This window comes from Primorskyibacter flagellatus (assembly GCF_014638275.1).
In the GTDB taxonomy this organism is placed as follows: domain Bacteria; phylum Pseudomonadota; class Alphaproteobacteria; order Rhodobacterales; family Rhodobacteraceae; genus Pseudooceanicola; species Pseudooceanicola flagellatus_A.
Genome location: NZ_BMFJ01000001.1, coordinates 149,950 through 169,771, shown reverse-complemented (window position 1 = coordinate 169,771; position 19,822 = coordinate 149,950). Strand labels below are relative to the sequence as shown.

The window sequence follows — 19,822 nt, the reverse complement described above, 5'->3', positions numbered from 1 at the left end:
AAGCCCCTGCTTTCAACCGCTTGTCAGGTGAACTTGTTGTCGCGCGGGAAACCGCGCGGCGCCATCCGGCCGGTCCCGGCCCTGCGCGCCACCCATTCCGCAAGATCGGGCTCATGCCGCCGCCGCCCGGCGGGGTCGAGCCAGCTCAGCCCCTCGGACAGGGTAAAGGTCGTCACGTCGGACAGGCCCCCATCCTTGTACTTCTGCAACCTGACGCCCTTGCCGCGGTTCATTTCCGGCAATTCGTCCAGCGGGAAAACCAGCATCTTGCGATTTTCTCCGACCACCGCGACCGCATCGCCTTCGACCGGTTTGCAGACCAGCGCGGTGACGCCGTCCTTGACGTTCAGCACCTGCTTGCCCGACCGCGTCTGTGCGACGACCTCCTCCTCCGGCACCAGGAACCCGTCCCCGGCCGAGGACGCCACGACCAACCTGCGGCCCGGCTTGTGGATCAGGATGTCGATGATCTCGGCCTCGTTCGGCAGGTCGACCATCAGCCGCAGCGGTTCGCCCATGCCGCGCCCGCCGGGCAGGTTCGCCGCCGTGACGGTGTAGAACCGCCCGTTGGTGGCGAAGATCAGCAGCTTGTCGGTGGTTTCGGCGTGGAAGGCAAACCGCCCCTCGTCGCCATCCTTGAATTTCAGCTTGTCGCCCTGGGCGAGGTCCAGATGACCCTTCATGCCCCGGACCCAGCCCATCTTCGAACAGACGACGGTGATCGGCTCCCGCTCGATCATCGCCTCGAGAGGGACCTCCTCGACTTCCCCGGCCTCCTCGATCAGGGTGCGCCGCGCCCCGCCTTCGGACTTGGCGCCGAAGGTCTTGCGGACCTCGCGCACCTGCTCGGCGACCTTGTCCCACTGCAGGGTCTCGCTTTCCAGAAGGTCCTCCAGCCCGGCGCGTTCCTCCATCAGGGCGTCGCGTTCGCGGATAAGCTCCATCTCCTCCAGCCGCCGCAAGCTGCGCAGCCGCATGTTGAGGATCGCCTCGACCTGCACCTCTGTCAGCTCGCCCTCTTCGTCCAGTCCGACCGGGCTGACATAGGCGGCCTCCGTCGCGGCACGGCCCCGCTTGAGGTTCCAGTCCTCGGCCATCAGCGCGGCCTTGGGATCGTCGTCGTAGCGGATGATGTCGATCACGCGGTCCAGGTTGAGGAACGCGATGATGAACCCTTCGAGAACCTCGAGCCGGTGGTCGATCTTCTCCATCCGGTGCGTCGACCGCCGCAGCAGCACGTCGCGGCGATGGTCGAGGAAGGCGCGCAGCACCTCCTTCAGCGAACAGACCTTCGGCGTCACCCCGTCGATCAGCACGTTCATGTTCATCGAAAACCGGACCTCCAGGTCCGAGTTCCGGAACAGCATGTTCATCAGCACATCCGGCTGCACCGACTTGGAGCGCGGCTCCAGCACCATGCGAATGTCGTCGGCGCTCTCGTCCCGGATATCGGCGAGGATCGGGATCTTCTTGGTCTGGATCAGTTCCGCGATGCGCTCGATCAGCTTGGACTTCTGCACCTGATAGGGGATCTCGGTGACGACGATCTGCCAGGTGCCCCGGCCAAGGTCCTCGACCTCCCACTTCGCGCGCAGCCGGAAAGACCCGCGCCCCGTGCGATAGGCCTCTGCCACCGTATCGCGCGGCTCCACCATGATGCCGCCGGTCGGAAAATCCGGCCCCGGAACGTAGTTCAGCAGCGTCTCGTCCCGCGCATCCGGCGTCTTGATCAGATGCAGCGCGGCGTTGCACAACTCCTCGATATTGTGCGGCGGGATGTTGGTCGCCATGCCGACCGCGATGCCCGAGGACCCGTTGGCCAGAAGGTTCGGGATCGCCGCGGGCAGCACCACCGGCTCGGTCAGAGTGCCGTCGTAATTGTCGCGGAAGTCGACCGCATCCTCGGCCAGCCCCTCCATCATCGCCTCGGCGATGGCGGTCAGGCGCGCTTCGGTGTAGCGGGAGGCGGCGGGGTTGTCCCCGTCGATATTGCCGAAGTTCCCCTGCCCGTCGACCAGCGGATAGCGGACGTTGAAATCCTGCGCCAGCCGCGCCATCGCGTCATAGATCGCCTGATCGCCGTGCGGGTGAAAGTTCCCCATGACGTCGCCGGAAATCTTGGACGACTTCCGGAACCGCCCCCCCGCCGTCAGCCGCAGTTCACGCATCGCGTAGAGAATGCGGCGGTGCACCGGCTTCAGCCCGTCGCGGGCATCCGGCAGCGCCCGATGCATGATTGTCGACAGCGCATAGGTCAGGTACCGGTCGCCGATGGCGCGGGACAGGGGCTCCGATATTTCGGACCCGCCCATGTTGGGGTCATCTACGAGATCGCTCATAGATGATGTGTAACGCGCCGCGGCCTGCCGGTAAAGCGTGACCGCAATGACAACCCTGCGTCATTACGGGTTTTCCGTACTCACCCCGTCAACCGAATCGCCATATAATGAAACCAATATGTTACCTGCGCGTTACCTCCCCGAAACGACCACTCACACGGCGGCAAAACGGATCGACTATGTACAAGTTCATTATCCTCACCTTCCTCTTCCTCGGCTGGGCTTTCTACGAGATGAGCGGTGGAAACGATTTTGTCCCGATGTCCGCGCAGGTTGAACAGCCTGAATCGTCCGCAACCCAGGCTGGCGCAGCCCAGGCCGCAACCGCCCCGGCAGAGGTGCCCGTCGTCACCCGCATCGAACCCGAACCCGCGGCGGAAGTGACCCGCGCCGCCTATTCGGCCGAGCCGAGCTTCGACATCCGCAAGCCGGACGAAGATGAGCTCGCCGCCGTGGACCCCGCCGTCATCGCCTCCTTCGGGCGCGTGCTGAACGGTGAAGAGACCACCGACGGCGTCGTTCCCGCCTCCGACACCCCGGTCGACCTGCGCCTCGTCTCCGGCAACAACGTCAACATGCGGAACGGCCCCGGCACCAGCTATTCGGTGGTCGGCCGCCTGACCCGCGGCGAGGAGGTCGAAGTGCTGTCCGACCCCGGCAACGGCTGGCTGAAGCTGCGCGTCGCCGAAACCGGCAATGTCGGCTGGATGGCGGATTTCCTCGTCTCCGCCGCCAACTGAGCTGCGGCCAGCGGGCCGCATGCCCCCCAGATCTGTCCTCATCACCGGCTCGTCTTCCGGCATCGGATACCATGCCGCGCACGGCCTGAAGGCGCGCGGCTGGCGCGTCTTCGCCACATGCCGCAAGCCGGAGGACGTCGCCCGCCTGCGCGCGGAGGGGCTTGAGAGCCTGCACCTGGACTACACCGACAGCAGGTCCCTCCGCGCCGCACTCGACACGGTGCTCGAGGCAACCGGCGGCACGCTCGACGCACTTTACAACAACGGCGCCATCGCCCTGCCCGGCGCGTGTGAAGACATCCCCCGCGCCGGCCTGAAGAAGGTCTTCGAAACCAACCTCTTCGGGCCGCACGAAATGACCAGATTGACGATTCCGGTCATGCGGTCACAGGGGCACGGGCGGATCGTCAATTGCTCCTCCGTTCTGGGCCTTGTCGCCGCCCCCTGGCGTGCGCCCTATGTCGCGTCGAAATTCGCGTTGGAGGGGCTGACCGATACCCTGCGGATCGAAATGCGCGACACGCCCATTCACGTCATCCTGCTGGAACCGGGGCCGATCACCAGCCGCATCCGCGCCAATTCCGTTCCTCTGTTCGAACGGCATGTCGACTGGGAAAAATCTCCGCGCGCCGACCAGTATCGCGACACCCTGCTGAAACGGCTCTACCGGTCTCCCGGCCGCGACCGCTTTGAACTGGGACCCGAGGCGACGACGCGGGCTTTGATCCATGCGCTCGAATCCCCGCGCCCCCGCGCCCGCTATCGCGTGACCGTCCCGACGACCGCGATGATGCTCGCGCGACGGCTGTTGCCGACCGCCCTGCTGGACCGGGTCCTGTCGCTCGGCTGACGCTGCGCGGAATTGGCCTGTTCGCTTTTGCGCCAAAGCCCGCTACATCAGACCAAAGGAAGGGGGCCCGAACCATGCTCAACGATCCGCTCTTCATCATCGTCGCCCTGGCCGTTGCCGCGGTCGCCGGGATCCTGTTGTACGGGATCGGCGGATTCGCCGCCGGAGTCGACGGGAAAAAGGCCAACAAGGTCATGCAACTGCGCATTCTGGCCCAGCTTGTCGCCGTGGTGCTGATCCTGGGCTACGTCTACATCCGTCGCGGAGGCTGAACATGGTTGTCCTGTCCAAGATATACACCCGCACCGGCGACGCGGGGGAAACCGCGCTTGGCGACGGCAGCCGCGTGCCCAAACCCTCCCTCCGGGTCGATGCCTATGGGACGGTCGACGAAACCAACGCCACCATCGGCCTGGCCCGTCTGCATGCGGAGGGCGACATGGACGCGGCCCTCGCCCGGATCCAGAACGACCTTTTCGACCTTGGCGCGGATCTCTGCCGTCCGGACATGGACGGCGATGCACAGGCGGAATACCCGCCGCTGCGCATCATCGCCACCCAGGTCGACCGGCTGGAGCAGGAGATCGACGCAATGAACGCTGACCTGCAGCCGCTGCGCAGCTTCGTCCTTCCCGGCGGCTCTGCCCTCGCCGCGCACCTGCACCTGTGCCGTACCGTGTCGCGCCGGGCCGAACGTCTGTCGGTCGCGCTGATGACGGAGGAGGGCTGTAACCCGGTGGCTGTCAAATACCTGAACCGCCTTTCGGACTGGTTCTTCGTCGCGAGCCGGATCGCCAATGGCGGCGGCAAGGCCGACGTGCTCTGGGTGCCGGGGGCCAGCCGCTAACCCCCCGCACGGCGCAGGCGGGAGGCCGACTTGTCCGCATACATGCGCCCGTCCGCCAGTGCGATCAGCTGATCCAGCGTCCTGCCGTCTTCCGGAAAGCGGGCGCAGCCAACGGCACTGTCCACCTGCAGGATCAGCGTCGGCAGGTCGGGCCCGCGGTCCTGCGGGAAACGCCGCCGCACCGCGTCGCGGATTCGTTGCGTCACCTTCTCCGTCTCCTCCTCGGGGCAGCCGGGCAGCATCAGCGCGAATTCGTCCCCGCCAAGCCGCGCCGCCAGATCGCTGGCGCGGATCGCCTCCCTGAGCGAGGTGGCTATGTCGGCCAGCAGACGGTCGCCCGCTTCGTGGCCAAGGGAGTCGTTGATCGTCTTGAATCCGTTGAGGTCGAGGTAGATCACGGCGCAGACCTCGCAGCGCCTGAGCAGGGCCGCGCCCTGATCGCGGAAACCGGTGGCGTTGAGCAGCCCGGTCAGCTGATCGGTCATCGACACCGACCGCCAGTGGTTCGCCTCTTTCCTCAGCTGGAATTCAGCCGCCCGCGCCCGTTCCTCTGCCCGGATGCTGCGGGCCATGCCGCGGTTCGCATTGATGAACTTGCGGGCCACGTTCTGCCGCCCGGATTCATGCAGCAGCACAAATGGGCCGGCTGTCTCGCCACCGCCGATCCTGCGGCAGGCGAAACCGATCCGACGCCCCGACCCGAAATCCAGCGTATGAAAGCTGGGCTGGCCGGTTCCGAAGGCATCTTCGAGGGTCTGCCTGAAACAGTCGGTCGTGCGATCCAGCCGCGTGCCGTCTTCTGTCAGCGCCCGGTAGGCCGAATTTCCGCACAGCACGTGCCCGTCGCGGTCCAGAAGCATCGCCACACCGGACACCGTGCTGATGACAGCCCGGATGCCGTCCACGAAGGCGGCGACGTCAGCCGAAGAATTCCTGACCATCCTCGTCGTCCGTATGTGCCAGTTGAACGGAGACCAGGCAGCGCCCCTGCCCGCGCGAAATCGATTCCCGTACGGAGACGCGCGCATAACCCGTGGCATTCGCCGCGATACGCCCGAAGACGTTGGTGGTCATCATGCAGAGCGACGGCCGCCCTTCCGCCTGCGCGCCGAAGGGACAGCGGCAGTTGGAGAATTCGATGCGGGACCCGTCGACCGACTCGACCCGGAAATCCCCGCCGATGCGCGCCTTGAAGGCCTTCAGATGTTCGGCCACCGCCCTTGGGTCGGCATCGTCGCGATCGAGGATCTGGGCGACGTCGCTGTTGCCGATGCGTCGTCCGACAAGACCGATGAACGCCTCCGCCTCCTCTATCCCGACGACGTCCTCGATCGTTTCGCAGAGCGCGCCGACCATCGAATTCAGGAAGTTTTCCCGGTCAATCCCGTTGTCCGGTGCCGCAAGTTTGCCGATGTCGTCCGACTGGCCCATCTTTCCCCCGATCCGGGGACCGACGGCCTGCCGTGGCAGTCACGACAGGTCCGGTCCTGCCGCAAGCGTCGCAGCAAAGTCCGAACCAAAGGTTAAAAAGCGAACGCAATTGCGGGAAAAGTCAGAACATCCCCGGAAAGACCTGGTCGGGCGGTCGATGACCGTCGGCGAAGGTCTTGATATTGATGATGACTTTCTCGCCCATCTCGGCCCGCCCCTCGCGCGTGGCGGACCCCATGTGCGGCAGCAGGACCACGTTTTCCAGCGCCCGCAGCGCGTCGGTCGAATCCGCCGTGTAATCGAACACATCCAGCCCCGCCCCGGCCAGTTCCCCGGCCTTCAGCATCCGCGCCAGCGCGGGTTCGTCGATCACCTCCCCGCGTGAGGTGTTGACGATCACCGCCTCGGGTTTCATCAGCTTCAGCCGTCGCGCGTTCAGCAGGTGGAAGGTCGAGGGCGTGTGCGGGCAGTTGATGGACAGCACGTCGACGCGGGACACCATCTGGTCGATGCTGTCCCAGTAGGTCGCCGCCAGCGCGCTCTCGGTCTCCTCCCGCAGGCGCTTGCGGTTGTGGTAGTGCACCTGCATCCCGAAGGCATTGGCCCGCCGGGCCACTGCCTGCCCGATCCGCCCCATGCCCAGGATGCCGAGCCGCCGCCCCGCGATCCGCCCGCCGAGCAGCGCGTTCGGGCTCCACCCCTCCCAGTCCGCGCTCTGCATCCGCGCCAGCCCCTCGGGGATGCGCCGGGTCACGGCGAGGATCAGCGCCATGGTCATGTCCGCCGTATCCTCCGTCACCACGTCGGGCGTGTTGGACACGAGGATCCCCCGCTGGCGGCAGGTCGCGACGTCGATATGGTCCACCCCCGCCCCGTAGTTCGCGATCAGCCGCAGGTTCGGACCGGCCTGGGCGACGAGCGTGTTGTCGATCCGGTCACGCAGGTTCGGCACCAGCACGTCGGCCGTGCGCATCGCCTCCACCAGCTCTCCGCGGGTCATCGCGCGGTCGCGCGGCCCGAGGGTGACGTCGAAAAGTTCTGCCATCCGCGCCTCGACCCGTTCGGGCAACCGTCGCGTAACGACAACACTCAGACGCTGAGTTGGCATTCAGAAGATCCTCCGGCTTCCCAGGTGGTCGGTTCAGGGGCAAAGTGGCCCAAAGCGACGGGCGGCACAAGAACCGCCACGCAAGAGACGGGCAGTTTGGGGCATACCATGAGGCATATCTGGTTCGGCGCGCTGGCGCTCACACTCCTGGCCGGGGTGGTTCCTGTGCTTGCCCGCGACGAGTCGGCTGCGCTTCTGCCCGCGGCAGAGATCGTGCCCGCCGCCGCCGCGCAGCCCGCGCCCGAACCCGCCGCGCTTGGCCCGGTGACGCGCCTGCCGATGCCGCGTTATGTCTCCATGAAGGCGTCCAAGGCCAACGTCCGCCGCGGGCCGAGCGTCACGCACCGCATCGACTGGGTCTTCATGCGCCGCAACATGCCGCTGCAGGTCACCGCCGAATTCGGCCACTGGCGCCGCGTGGTCGACCAGGAGGGCGTGGGCGGCTGGATCCACCATTCCCTGATCTCCGGCGTGCGCACGGTTCTGGTCCAGCGGGACATGCTGGACCTCCACTCCCGCCCGAACGACCGGAGCCCGGTGAACGCGCAGCTGGAACTGGGCGTGGTCGCCCGGCTGGACCAGTGCACCCCGGACTGGTGCCGCCTGTCGGTCGCGGGCTACCGGGGCTGGGCGCCGAAGGATGCGCTCTGGGGCGTGGACGCGGCCGAAATCCGGGATTGATCGCGGGGCCCCTGCCGCTAGGATCGGCGCATTGTCCCGACGCAAATTCAGGCCGCGCATGTTCCGGATCCTTCTGACCGCCTTTCTCTGTCTGTCCGCCCTGCCCGCCCTGTCCCAGACCGCTGACCAGCCGACCGGCACCATCACGGTGAGCGACAGCGCACAGCAGGACGCCGCCATCGCCACCCGCATCCGCAACATCCTGCACGAACTGGAGGGTTACGAGGACGTCACCGTCACGGTTTCCTCCGGCATCGTCACCCTGCGCGGCACCACGCTCTCCGCCGCCGAGGCCGGGGCGCTGAACGATCTTGCCGGCCGGGTCGAGGGCGTCGTCGCCATCCGCAACCAGGTGGCCGAGACCACCGATGTCGCCCGCCGCCTGAACCCGGCGCTGGAGAGGTTCGAGAAGCGGATGCGCGACATCGTCGCCTGGCTGCCGCTGCTCGCCATCGCGCTGGCCGCCTTCCTGATCGTACTCGGCCTCGGCCTGCTGCTGGCCCGGATGCGCCAGCCCTGGGACCGGCTGGCCCCGAATGCCTTCATCGCCGACATCTACCGCCAGATTATCCGGCTGGCCTTCGTGATCGCCGGGATCGTCGTCGCGCTCGACATCCTGAACGCCACCGCGCTGCTGTCGACCATCCTCGGTGCCGCCGGGATCATCGGCCTCGCCATCGGTTTCGCGGTGCGCGACACGGTCGAGAATTTCATCGCCTCCATCATGCTGTCGATCCGCCAGCCCTTCCGCCCCAACGACGCGGTCGAGATCAACGGCGACGAGGGCAAGGTGATCCGCCTGACCTCCCGCGCGACGATCCTGCTCAGCTGGGACGGCAACCATGTCCGCATCCCCAATGCGACCGTGTTCAAGAGCCGGATCGTGAACTATTCCATGAACGACGAACGCCGGTTCCTCTTCGATATCGGCATCGCCCCGGATGCCGACATGGCCCGCGCCGTGCAGATCGCGAAGGACACGTTGGCCGCCCTGCCCTTTACGCTGCAGACCCCCGCCCCCGACGCCTGGATCGACGGCATCGGCGACAGCACGGTGACGCTGCGGCTGATCGGCTGGATCGACCAGCGCACCACCTCCCTCAACGCGGCCCGCGGAGAGGCCATACGCATCGCCATGGCCGCCCTGACCGATGCCGGGATCGACATGCCGGAACCGACCTATCGCCTGACCGGCCTGCCCGTCCTCGCATCGGCAGAGGACACACCGCCCGAACCCGCGCCAGCCGCCACCCGCCCCGTGCCCCCCGTCGCCACGCCGGCGCTGGACGTGCAGGCCCATGCCGAACACGCGCTGGAGGCCATCGTGGAGGAAGAACGCCGCGACAAGCGGAGCGAAGATCTCCTCACCCACGATGCCCCGACGGAATGACCCGCCCCTCCGCCTGGGCCGCCGCAGGGGAAGCGGCCATTTTTCCCGCGAAAGGGCTTGAACCCCGGTAAGGGTCAGAGTAATCAGCGCGTCACTGTTGGGGTGTAGCCAAGCGGTAAGGCAGCGGTTTTTGGTACCGTGTACCGTAGGTTCGAATCCTACCACCCCAGCCACTTTCCACGATATGTGTGATGTCAGACCATCCGACGCGGGTCTTGCGGACCGCCCGGCCGCGGCGTTTTTCGCCACGCGTCGTGCGCAGCCGGCTGTCCGATCATGGGACCCAACTGTTACACCCACGGGTATTGGTACCCCCGAACCGGTCCACGCGAGTCCCCCGGGGGACCAATTCTCCGATACGGACGCCCAGACAGGGTACCAGCCTTGGATACCCTTCGGAAAGTGGTCAGGCGCCCGGGACTGCCAGGGTCTCGGTGACCGAACGGATGACGGATTTCAGACCGTCTTCCGAGAACGGCTTGTCCAGCTTGGCCGTGACCTCACCGGACGCACCCTCCGGCAGATCAGCATAACCGGTCGCCAGAATGATCGGCAGGTCGGGCCGTTTCTCGCGCAGCGTCCGGGCCAGTTCGACCCCCGTCATCCGGGGCATGGCCTGGTCGGTGATAACGAGGTCGATGTCGTCCCGCTGTGCGAAGATGTCCAGCGCCTGCGCGCCGGAGCTCGCCTCCAGAACGTCATGGCCCATATCCTCCAGCATCCCGACCGTCCCCATAGAGACGAGGAGATCGTCGTCGACGGTAAGTATCGTCAGTTTCCGGTCGTTGCCGCGCGCATGGGCCGGACCCGGGTTGCGGGCATCGGGCGCGGCTGTGTCGGCGCTCTGCTCGATGATGGGGAGGTAGAGGTGAGCCGTCGTTCCCTTGCCGAGCGTGCTCTCCATCCGGAATGCGCCGCCGGACTGCGCCGCGAGACCATGCACCATCGACAGGCCGAGGCCGGTTCCCTTGCCCACGCCCTTGGTCGTGAAGAACGGCTCGAAGGCGCGCTCGAGGGTGTTGGCATCCATCCCGCACCCGGTATCCGCGATCGAGAGAACCACGTAGTCCCCGGCCTCGAGATCGGAGCCGCCGGAATCCGCGACCTGCCGGGCCGAGAACGTCAGCCGCCCGGACCCGTCCATCGCATCGCGACCGTTCACCGAAAGGTTCAGGATCGCCATCTCGAGTTGGTTGGTATCGACCAGAACACTGGGCAGATCGTCGGGAATGTCGAAGATCATGTCTATCTGCGGACCAAGCGAGCGTTGCAGCAGGTCCCGGAGATCGGGCAGCAGGTGCTGTATCTCGACCGCGTCGAAGTGCAGTTCCTGTTTCCGCGCGAAGGCCAGCATCCGCTGCGTCAGGCCCGCCCCACGATCCGCGGCGGCGATGGCGTTGCCGAGATAGCGCGACACCTCCGCACCCGGCGGAATCCGGCGCCGGGCGAGCTCCAGGCTGGAACGGATCGCGGCGAGCAGGTTGTTGAAGTCGTGCGCCACGCCGCCGGTCAGCTGCCCGATCATGTCGAGCTTCTGGCTCTGCCGCAGCGCGGCCTCGGCATTGGCCAGCGCGGCGTCCTTTTCGCGCCGTTCGGTCACGTCGCGCCCGGTTGCGAAGATGCGGTCCTCGTGACCGGAGGCCGTCCAGGCGAACCAGCGGTAGCTTCCGTCACTGTGCCTGATGCGGAATTCGACCGGTTCGGTGACCGGCGCCTCCATGACATGACGGAAGGCCGCCTTGGCTGTCGGCAGGTCCTCCGGATGCACCAGCCGGGCAAACCGCCTGCCTCTGAGCTCATCGACATCCCAGTCAAGCAGGCTGTTCCACGATTGGTTGAGAATTTCCATCGAGCCCGACCGCGATGTGACCGCCATCAGGTCGAGGCTGAGATTCCACGCCTGGTCACGCTGCCGGGTCAGGTCGTCGACGGCGGCTTCCCGCGCCATCACATCGTCATGGATGTCGGTACAGGACCCGTACCAGCGGATGATCCGGCCCGCGTCGTCGCGCACGGCCTTCGCCCGGCCCAGAACCCATCGATACTCTCCCGACCTGTGACGCAGCCGGTATTCGATCTCGTAGGGTTCGCCAGTGGCAAGGGAGTGGCGCCAGACCGACCAGGCGCGCTCCTGATCCTCGGGGTGGAACATGCCGTTCCACGCCTCTCCATCCGTGGAGCCTTCGGGCACGCCGGTGTATTCGTACCATCGCGCGTTGTAATAGTCGTGGAACCCGTCCGGCAGGGTCGACCAGATCATCTGGTCGACAGAGTTGGCGATGGTGTGGAACTTCGCCTCGCTCTCGCGCAGCTGCTTCTCGCGCAGCAGCAGTTCCTCCATCCGGTCGCGGGCCTCGAATTGCCGCCGCCGCGCCTTCAGCGCCGACTTGACCGCGCGCAGCAGTTCCTCGGCATGCATGGGCCGCGTCAGGAGCACGACGTTGCCAAGCGCGTCGATGCGTTTGCGCGCGGTGTCCGACCGGGTCCGTTCCGTTCCGACGGCCAGCACGATGAACGGCAGGTCGGACCATGCGGGCTGCTGCGCCAGTGCCTCGTGCAGGCTATCGGCATTGTGGCTGTCCAGAGTTTCCTCGGTCAGCAGGACCGCGCCAAGATCCGTTGTCATCTGCCTGAGAAGACTGTCGAGGTCCCCGGCGATCGACGATGGAATGCCCTGCTCCGAAAACAGCCGTGCGGCCATCTGCGCGTCCCGCCCATGCGGGGCGAAGATGGCGACGGCCGGTCCGCCTGTCTGAAGCTTTGCCCCGGGGTCGGCCGATATCGCGACGTTCACGATTGCGCCTCGTCCGGCCGGAGGTCCATGAGGTCATCCCGCGGCCGTCCGTAGACCGGGCTGCCGGTCAGGATGCCGCTGAAATTGGTGATGGGTACTCCGACACTCAGCCCGCTCTTGTCGATGCGGAATTCGCGGATGGACCGCTCATGGTCGGATGTCCTCGTCTTGATGACCGCTATGGATTTGCGCAGATGACCCTCCGCCTCGAAGAACCGCAGCAGCATGACCGTATCTGCAAGGTAACTGATGTCGATGTCCGTCCTGAGTTCGCCGGCAATCCCGTGATGCCCCACGATCAGCAGGGAGACGACGCCGCGCTGCGCGAGATAGCTGAGCAGTTCGTGCATCTGCAACATCAGGTAGGTGTCGCTTGGCATGGCGTGCAGATAGGCGTTCAGGCTGTCGATGCCCACCACGGTCGCCTCATGCTGTTCGACGCTCGCCCTGACCTCGTTCGCGAACTGGCCCGGCGTCAGCTCGGCAGGGTCGATCTGGCGGATGATGAGCTGACCGTTGTCGACATAGGGCGTCAGGTCCATGTCCAGCGCGCGACACCGCTGCATCAGCGTCGGCAGCCGTTCGTCGAACAGGAAATAGGCCGCCTTCTCTCCGCGCTCCAGGGCAGAGAGCATGCACCGCACGGCCGTCGTCGTCTTGCCGACACCGGCAGGGCCAGACAGCAGGGCGTTCGTCCCGGGAACCAGACCGTCGCCCAGTAGGGCGTCGAGCCCGGCGAGACCGGTGGAGATGGGGTCGCTGGAAAACTTTGCCTCGTGATCGGCCGCTATCAATCGCGGATACACCTGCAGCCCGCCGCGTTCGATCGTGAAATCGTGGTAGCCGCCATGGTACTTCAGCCCGCGCATCTTCACGATCCGCAGCCGTCGCCGTTCCGCCCCGAATTCGCTGGCGAGCTGTTCCAGGCTGATGACGCCATGCGCCAGCGAATGCAGCTGCAGATCGCCGGGGTCCGCGGTTCGGTCGTCGAGCATGAGAACCGTGCAGTTGCGTCTGGCGAAATGGTGCTTCAGCGCCATGATCTGCCTGCGATAGCGCAGCGCGCTCTGCGACAGAAGGCGAAGCTCCGACAGGCTGTCCAGCACGATGAGCCGCGGGTCGGTTTGCTCCACACGGTCGAGAATACCGCGGATCGTTTCGCCCAGTTCGACGTCGGAGGAATGCAACAGGGACTGTTCCTGTTCCAGACCGAAATCGGCTTCGTCCGCCATTTCGAAGATGTCGAGCCCGTCTAGGGACCACCCGTGCGATGCGGCGACGGAGCGGAGCTCATTCTCCGTCTCGGACAGAGTGACATAGAGGCCGGATTGCCCCGCTGCGACCCCCGACAGGAGGAATTGCAGCCCGATCGTCGTCTTCCCCGCGCCCGGGGTGCCTTCGACCAGATACAGACGGTTCGGCGTCAGTCCGCCGCGCAGGACCGCATCGAGGCCCCCGATGCCGGTCGTCGCGCGGTTGTCGTTTTCAGTATTCATGCAATCCCGACCGTCCGAGCGCGGCTTTTCGTGCACAACGACTTCGGACGGTTTTGGTTCCCGAAGAAATTCAGGTTCCGTAAGATATGTGATCGCACCGCCGCAGGACACGCATCCGCCAGCCGGCTTTGCATCTCGTCGCGCGCGCATCGAAAGGACAACCGCAGTCCCCGCCGGTGCGGGCTGCGCCCCGCGCGCGTCACACCATCGACTGTGGCAGGACCCATGGCCCGCCGTTGTCAGGCGGTGTGTTGACCCGGACGGGGCAGTTGTAGCAGGCGCTGAGATCGCGGTCGTTGAACACCTCGGACGGTGCACCGCTGCGCTGCAGTTTTCCTGCGTAGAGCAGGCTGACACGGTCGGCGAACATGGCGGTCAGGTTCAGGTCGTGCATCACCGCAATCACCCCGCCACCGGCCCGCGCGTAGTCCTGCGACAGCCGCATGATCGTCAGCTGATGGCGGATGTCGAGCGCGGAGACCGGCTCGTCCAGCATCAGCCAGCGCGGCTGCCCCGCCAGCACCGGCTGCCAGATCTGCACCAGCACGCGGGCCAGTTGCGCGCGCTGCCGCTCTCCACCCGACAGCTCCTGCACCATCCGCGCCTCGCAGCCTTTCAGCCCGACCCGCGCGATGGCCGCCAGCACGATCCGGTCGCCCTCTCCCGGATCGGCAGAGGCCAGGCCGGCGACAAGGCCAAGGCGCACCAGTTCCAGCACGTTGAACGGAAAGGCGATGCTGCCCGACTGCGGCAGGACCGCCCGGTGCAGGGCCCTCTCGCGGGCCGACATCGCCTCCGCGTCCTGCCCGTTGATGTGCACCTGTCCGGCATGCGCGGCCTCGCCCGACAGGGACCGGAGCAGGGTCGTCTTGCCCGATCCGTTCGGCCCGACGATCGCCGTGACTTCCCCCGCCCTCGCGGCAAAGTCGACGCGGTCCAGAACGGTGCGGGTCCCGTATGAGACGGTGATGCCACGGCCTTCGTACAACATGTCAGATATCCAGAATGCGCCGGTTCTTCAGCAGGATCCAAAGGAAGAACGGCCCGCCCATGGTGGCCGTGACGATACCGATCGGAAGCTCTGCCGGGGCGACCACCGTCCGGCTGACCATATCCGCCGCCAGCAGCACGATCGCGCCGAGCACGGCACAGTTCGGCAGCAGGTTGCGATGTTCCGGTCCCTGCACCAGCCGCAGGATATGCGGCACCACGATGCCGACGAAACCGATTCCGCCGGTGATCGCGACCGAGGCCCCGACCGACAGTGCCACCGACAGGATCGCGATGCGCTTCATCGCCTGCGTGTCGATCCCCAGATGCGCGGCCACGGATTCGCCAAGCGCCAGCGCGTCCAGCGGGCGCGACAGGACCGGCATGGCGATCAGGCCGACGGCGATGATCGGACCGGCGGTCAGCAGCTTGGCCCATGTCGCGCCGGCCACCGACCCCATGCCCCAGAACGTCAGGTCGCGCAGCTGGTCGTCCGTGGCGCGGTACACGATGAAGCCGGTCAGCGCCCCGGTCAGCGCGCCAAGCGCGATCCCCGCCAGCAGCATCGTTGCGACCGAGGTCCGCCCCCCGCGCGTCGCGATTGCATAGAGGATCAGGGTCGAGGCCCAGCCCCCGAGGAATGCGGCGAACGGCACAAGGTAACCGCCGACCCAGCCCAGCACGGCGGCGGGAAGGAAGCCGCCCAGAACGATGGCCGCCACCGCGCCGAACCCCGCCCCCGCCGAAACGCCGACGAGGCCGGGATCGGCCAGCGGATTGCGGAACAGCCCCTGCATGACGGCGCCGGACACCGCCAGCCCGGCCCCGACGAGCATCGCGGTCAGCACCCGCGGCATGCGGATGTCCCAGACGATGGTCATGTCGCGGACGGAGGCCTCGCCCACCCCGAACCGGGCCGTCAGCGCCGCCAGCACCCGCGTATCGCCCGCCGCGCCCCATCCCAGGGCCAGCAGCGCCATGACCCCGAGCACCGCGAGCAGCAGGACCCGGAGCGCCGCCGCACGCCCGCGCCGGTCGCCCGCAAGCGGCGCCGCCGCGGTAGCGGAGGAAGGCATCGCGACCACCTACTTGACCGCGTTGGCCAGCGTGTCGTGCAGCGCCCCGGCAAGTGCCGCCGTGCGCGGCCCGAACCCAAGCGCCGCCGGAGGCACCCGGACCAGCGCCTCCGCCGCCCCCGCCGGGGTCTGTTTCACCGCCGGCAGGTCCATCACGCCCGCGCGCAGGTCGTCGGTCTCCGGGTTGCCGGTCGGCTCCATCATCAGGATGACCTGCGGCGCGGCCGCGATGATCGCCTCGTCCGAGACGATCTTGTAGCCCTGGAACTCGGCCGCCATGACGTTTTCCGCCCCCGACAGCGACAGGATACCGTCCGCGCCGGTGCCCGCGCCCGCAACGTTCAGGCGCCCGCCCTGGTTCGACAGGACGAACATGACCCGTACCGCCGGACCGGCCGCGGCCTTCGCCTTCAGCGCCGCGAAATCCGCCTCCGCCTGCCGGGCAAGCGCTTCGCCCCTCTCCGGCAGGCCAAGCGCCACGCCCACGGTCCGCATGGCGGCCACAACCGAGTCTGCGGAATAGCCGTCATGCACTTCGACCATCGGAATGGCGGCGGCACGCAGCTGGTCCATCGCCTCGACCGGGCCGGCCGTGTCGCGGGTCACGATCAGGTCGGGGCCGACCGACAGCACGCCCTCCGCCGAAAGCTGACGCATGTAGCCCACGTCGGGCAGGTCGTTGACCTCCTCCGGATAGGAGGAGGTCGTATCGCGGGCAATCACCCGGTCCGCGGCGCCGAGCAGGAAGATCAGCTCGGTCACCGGGCCGCCGATGGAGACGATGCGCTGCGCGTCCGGGTAGGGCTGCGCCGCCGCGGCCAGCGGCATCAGCACCGCCACGAGGGTCAGAAGAAGACGGGTCATTCCGCGGCCTCGCGCACCGCCGGAAGCCGGTCGAGGATGCCATGCCACTGGTCCAGCGTGTCTTCCTCGCTTTCGCGCTGGCCATAGCACTGGAAGATCAGCCCGCCCTCCGCATCAAAGCATTCAAGTGAGATCGCCGGTCCGCGCTTTGTCGGCTTGTCCACGACATAGGCCTCCGCAACGCGGTCGGCACGCAGGTGCACGTTGAGCATCGGGTCCAGCACGTTCAGCCACGGGCCCATCACCTTGATCGCGTCGAAGGTGCCCCAGTGGATCTGGATGTGGCCGCGGTTTCCGACGAAGAAAACGACCTTCTGCCGGGTCTCGCTGAGTGCGGTCATCCAGCCTTCGACACAGCCCGGATCGACGGCCCGCACATAGGGCGACCCCGCCAGCCGGTAGGCGCCAAGCCGGTTCATTCCGAGCCTGCTGGAGATCCGGTTGAACTGATGCGTGTCGGTCATCTTCTGCCACTCCGCGACCAGCACGTCGCGCTTTTCGGCATCCGCCTTCGGGCCTTCGGTCGGCATCGCGGGCTCAGGCGTGATCGCGTCGGACTGGTCGTCGAGCGTCAGTTCCTCCACCAGCGGCGCCCAGGCGGCGGCATCCGAGGTCTCGCGCAGGTAGACTTTCTGCAGAGCCTCTCCCGTCGTGTCGAAGAACTGCAGCGACCGGCGGGTGCCGTGATCGCCGTCCGCCTCGACCGCGAAGCCGTAGGCCCAGTGTTTCGGGAAGATGCGCGTGTCGATATCCTTGCCCAGCACCATCGCCGCATGCGGGCCGGACCGGTATTCGCCGAAGGTTCCCACCCGTTCCAGAACGATGGATTCATTCCGGGTCAGCGACATGACCTCACCGAGGCGGGGCATCACCGGCATGACGTCGTCGGGGTGGAACCGGATCCGGGTGGCGCGGAACGGACCGGAGACGCTGACATGCGCGGCGACAAGCTGGGCCTCGCTGATTTTCAGGCTCGCGGCAAGGTCACGATCGCGCAGGGTGGCCTCGGCCTTGGCTGCGCGGATTTCCTGGGGGCTCGGGGACATCTTATCCCTCCTGTGGCAGGTTGCGGGGCATCTGGCCGGGCGGACGCATCGGTCCGCCCGGTTCGGGCTTTGGTGGTCAGAAAACCTTGACCACGGAGAACTTGAAGGTCCGGCCCGGCGCGGGTCGGCTGGACAGGTAGGGCGTGTACCGCGTGTCGAAGAGGTTCTCGACGCCGCCGCGGAATTCCACCCCGTCCAGCGGGCCGGAGTTGGGCTTGTAGGCCGCCGACAGCGCCCAGGTGGTGAAGGCGGGGCTTGAGTTGACGGTGCCGCCGAACTGCACGTTCCGGTTGGTCGCCCAGTCGTGCCGCATCTCTACCGACAGGTCGAGCTGGTCGTCCATGAACCGCTTGCCGACCGTCAGCTGGACGGAGTCGGCGGGCGCGTTGTTGAACCAGCTGCCATCGCCCCACTTGGCCCGCATGCGCGAGGCGTTCAGGTCGACGTAGACCGCGGGATGCGCGTAGGACAGTTCAAGCTCCACCCCCTGCAGGTCCACCCGGTCCTCGGCGGCAGAGTTGTAGTTGGTATAGGTCGTGTTGTTCCAGACCTCTGTCTTGAACCCGGTCAGTTTCATCGCGAGCCGGTCTTCGGCGGCAAAGACCGAAGCGGCGTCATAGGACAGGCCGAGTTCGTAGGTGATCGCCTTTTCGGTTGTCACGATCTCTGTCGAGGTGCCCGGCGCGGCGGTCGGGATGTCGTCGATCAGCGGCATGCTGGTATTGTAGGCCAGCGTCCCGAAGGCCGCGAATTGCGGTGTGAACGCATAGCGCGCCGACACCGCCGCCGCCCCGTCCGCATCGGACCAGCTTTGCCCGTCGGCGACCGGCACGTAGCGCGGGCTGAGCGGATTGGCGTTCCCGATCGAGGTGATCTTCTGCTTTTCCCAGCGGAGCTGCGGCGTGATCGTGAGCGCGCCGATGTCGATCTCGTCGGTCACGTAGACTGCGACATATTCATCGGTCCCGCCCGGCGTGCCGTCCGCGCTGCCGCCGGTGTGGCTGATCGAACTCCGCTCCCGCTTGCCGACCTCGATCCCGGTCAGCAGCGAATGGTTCGCCGCGCCGGTCATGAACTCCGCCTTGTTCTCCAGAACGAAGGCCAACTTCTCTGTCCGGTTGTCCGCGTTGTAGATCGTGGAGGAGGTCGTGGACGAGACGTTTTCGATCAGTTCGTCGGTATAGACCAGTTTTGCGGTCAGATTGATGAGCGGGTTGGGCGGATTGTATTCCACCGCCAGGTAGGCGGTTTCATCGGTGATATCCGCATCGACCCGCGCTGCGAAGGCCGATCCGATGAAGTCATAGCTGACATCCCGCAGCGCAATGGAGTTCCTGGAATAAGAGGCCGAGAAGCTGAGGTCCGGCGTCGCGTGGTATTTGACCTTTACCAGATAGGCGGGAAGCTCGAACCCGGTATCCGCCTGCACGACCCCGTTGCCGTCCTTGTAATCCTCGGACTCCCGGCGTCCGTAGAAGGCCAGAACGTCCAGCCGCTCATCCGGCCGCCAGGCGATGATCGACGAACTGAGCAGCCCGGTGCCGTTGCTTTCATAGGCCAGCCGCTGCCGGAACGCGAAGGTGTCGTCGCCCTGCAGGAAGTCGGCGGCATCCTTCGTCACCGCCTCAACCGTGCCGCCGATCGCGCCCGAGGAGAAGCGGAAGCCTTCGGACGGGCCACGGATCACCTTGACCTGCTTGAAGAGGTCCGGTTCGAACGTCAGCAGGCTGCCCTGCCGGTAGATCTCCTCCTGCCCCTTGGCGACACCGTCGATCACCACGTTGACCTTGGTGTTGGACCCGTAGACCCCTGCGTCCGCCCCCAGCCCCCGGATGTTGATCGACGAGCCCTGCGGCGTGGCCGCGTTCGACAGCGTCACCCCCGGCACGGTCCCCATCAGTTCGGCAAGCGTCGAGGCTTGGCGCTGGTCCAGTTCTTCCTGGTCAAGCGTGGTTTCGGCGGTTGCGGTGTTGGTGGAGACGCCGCGCATGCTCTGCACGCGGATCGTGTCGAGCACGGTCTCCTGGGCAAGCGCGGGAAGGGGAAGGGCAAGCGGCACCAGAAGGCTGGTGCCCGCCAGAAGCTGGGAGCGTGTCATGATCTCGGTCCATCAGATTATCTTGCTGGCACGGGGATCGTTGCTGGCTCTCCGATGGCGGATATAGATTCT

At 66.5% G+C, this 19,822-nt stretch carries 17 protein-coding genes and 1 tRNA gene; 7 read left to right on the top strand and 11 right to left on the bottom strand.

The window, feature by feature from the left end:
- Positions 1-23: 23 nt before the first annotated feature.
- Positions 24-2,339 carry a DNA topoisomerase IV subunit A gene (locus tag IEV87_RS00785; RefSeq protein ID WP_188475736.1) on the bottom strand — a complete coding sequence of 772 codons (2,316 nt, stop codon included), beginning with the start codon at positions 2,337-2,339 and terminating at the stop codon, positions 24-26.
- A 179-nt stretch (positions 2,340-2,518) separates the two neighbouring features.
- Here IEV87_RS00785 and IEV87_RS00780 point away from each other — a divergent pair, with 179 nt between their 5' ends.
- From IEV87_RS00780 to IEV87_RS00765, 4 genes are all read left to right on the top strand, one after another.
- Positions 2,519-3,079, top strand: coding sequence for an SH3 domain-containing protein (locus IEV87_RS00780; protein WP_188475735.1), 561 nt, complete (start codon positions 2,519-2,521; stop codon positions 3,077-3,079).
- 19 nt (positions 3,080-3,098) lie between these two features.
- The gene (locus tag IEV87_RS00775) at positions 3,099-3,929 is read left to right on the top strand and encodes an SDR family NAD(P)-dependent oxidoreductase (protein ID WP_188475734.1); all 831 of its coding nucleotides are present in this window, start codon (positions 3,099-3,101) and stop codon (positions 3,927-3,929) included.
- Positions 3,930-4,003: 74 nt separating this feature from the next.
- Positions 4,004-4,201, top strand: coding sequence for a twin transmembrane helix small protein (locus IEV87_RS00770; RefSeq protein ID WP_188475733.1), 198 nt, complete (start codon positions 4,004-4,006; stop codon positions 4,199-4,201).
- A gap of 2 nt (positions 4,202-4,203) precedes the next feature.
- The gene (locus tag IEV87_RS00765) at positions 4,204-4,776 is read left to right on the top strand and encodes a cob(I)yrinic acid a,c-diamide adenosyltransferase (RefSeq protein WP_188475732.1); all 573 of its coding nucleotides are present in this window, start codon (positions 4,204-4,206) and stop codon (positions 4,774-4,776) included.
- Here the strand turns inward: IEV87_RS00765 and IEV87_RS00760 are convergent.
- From IEV87_RS00760 to IEV87_RS00750, 3 genes are all read right to left on the bottom strand, one after another.
- The gene (locus IEV87_RS00760) at positions 4,773-5,717 is read right to left on the bottom strand and encodes a GGDEF domain-containing protein (protein ID WP_188475731.1); all 945 of its coding nucleotides are present in this window, start codon (positions 5,715-5,717) and stop codon (positions 4,773-4,775) included. The two genes, IEV87_RS00765 and IEV87_RS00760, sit on opposite strands and share 4 nt — an antisense overlap.
- A complete protein-coding gene (locus IEV87_RS00755) occupies positions 5,695-6,207 on the bottom strand; it encodes a methanogen output domain 1-containing protein (RefSeq protein WP_188475730.1) in 513 nt (170 codons plus the stop codon). The genes IEV87_RS00760 and IEV87_RS00755 overlap by 23 nt, the downstream gene beginning before the upstream one ends.
- A gap of 121 nt (positions 6,208-6,328) precedes the next feature.
- Positions 6,329-7,315: a 2-hydroxyacid dehydrogenase gene (locus IEV87_RS00750; RefSeq protein ID WP_188475729.1), complete on the bottom strand. Its 987-nt coding sequence runs from the start codon at positions 7,313-7,315 to the stop codon at positions 6,329-6,331.
- A 108-nt stretch (positions 7,316-7,423) separates the two neighbouring features.
- On the opposite strand from IEV87_RS00750, the gene IEV87_RS00745 reads away from it, so the two are divergent.
- The 3 genes from IEV87_RS00745 to IEV87_RS00735 all read left to right on the top strand — a co-directional run bounded on the left by IEV87_RS00745 (position 7,424) and on the right by IEV87_RS00735 (position 9,559).
- Positions 7,424-7,996, top strand: coding sequence for an SH3 domain-containing protein (locus IEV87_RS00745; RefSeq protein ID WP_188475728.1), 573 nt, complete (start codon positions 7,424-7,426; stop codon positions 7,994-7,996).
- A 58-nt stretch (positions 7,997-8,054) separates the two neighbouring features.
- Positions 8,055-9,386, top strand: a complete 1,332-nt coding sequence (locus IEV87_RS00740) for a mechanosensitive ion channel family protein (RefSeq protein WP_188475727.1) — start codon at positions 8,055-8,057, stop codon at positions 9,384-9,386.
- Between the two features lie 98 nt (positions 9,387-9,484).
- A tRNA-Gln gene (locus IEV87_RS00735) sits at positions 9,485-9,559 on the top strand.
- A 233-nt stretch (positions 9,560-9,792) separates the two neighbouring features.
- Here IEV87_RS00735 and IEV87_RS00730 read toward each other — a convergent pair.
- The 7 genes from IEV87_RS00730 to IEV87_RS00700 form a co-directional block, all read right to left on the bottom strand.
- Entirely contained in the window at positions 9,793-12,180 is a 2,388-nt protein-coding gene (locus IEV87_RS00730; RefSeq protein ID WP_229737395.1) for a hybrid sensor histidine kinase/response regulator, read from the bottom strand.
- The gene (locus IEV87_RS00725; protein WP_188475726.1) at positions 12,177-13,676 is read right to left on the bottom strand and encodes an ATPase domain-containing protein; all 1,500 of its coding nucleotides are present in this window, start codon (positions 13,674-13,676) and stop codon (positions 12,177-12,179) included. Before IEV87_RS00725 ends, IEV87_RS00730 begins: the two co-directional genes overlap by 4 nt.
- 199 nt (positions 13,677-13,875) lie before the next feature.
- Complete coding sequence (locus IEV87_RS00720; RefSeq protein WP_188475725.1) at positions 13,876-14,667, bottom strand: heme ABC transporter ATP-binding protein; 792 nt, start codon at positions 14,665-14,667, stop codon at positions 13,876-13,878.
- A 1-nt stretch (position 14,668) separates the two neighbouring features.
- A complete protein-coding gene (locus IEV87_RS00715; RefSeq protein ID WP_188475724.1) occupies positions 14,669-15,742 on the bottom strand; it encodes a FecCD family ABC transporter permease in 1,074 nt (357 codons plus the stop codon).
- Between the two features lie 9 nt (positions 15,743-15,751).
- Positions 15,752-16,606 (bottom strand): heme/hemin ABC transporter substrate-binding protein, encoded by an 855-nt coding sequence (locus tag IEV87_RS00710; RefSeq protein ID WP_188475723.1) that lies wholly within the window; start codon positions 16,604-16,606, stop codon positions 15,752-15,754.
- A complete protein-coding gene (locus IEV87_RS00705) occupies positions 16,603-17,652 on the bottom strand; it encodes a hemin-degrading factor (protein WP_188475722.1) in 1,050 nt (349 codons plus the stop codon). Before IEV87_RS00705 ends, IEV87_RS00710 begins: the two co-directional genes overlap by 4 nt.
- Before the next feature lie 76 nt (positions 17,653-17,728).
- Positions 17,729-19,750: a TonB-dependent receptor domain-containing protein gene (locus tag IEV87_RS00700; RefSeq protein ID WP_188475721.1), complete on the bottom strand. Its 2,022-nt coding sequence runs from the start codon at positions 19,748-19,750 to the stop codon at positions 17,729-17,731.
- Positions 19,751-19,822 lie beyond the last annotated feature (72 nt).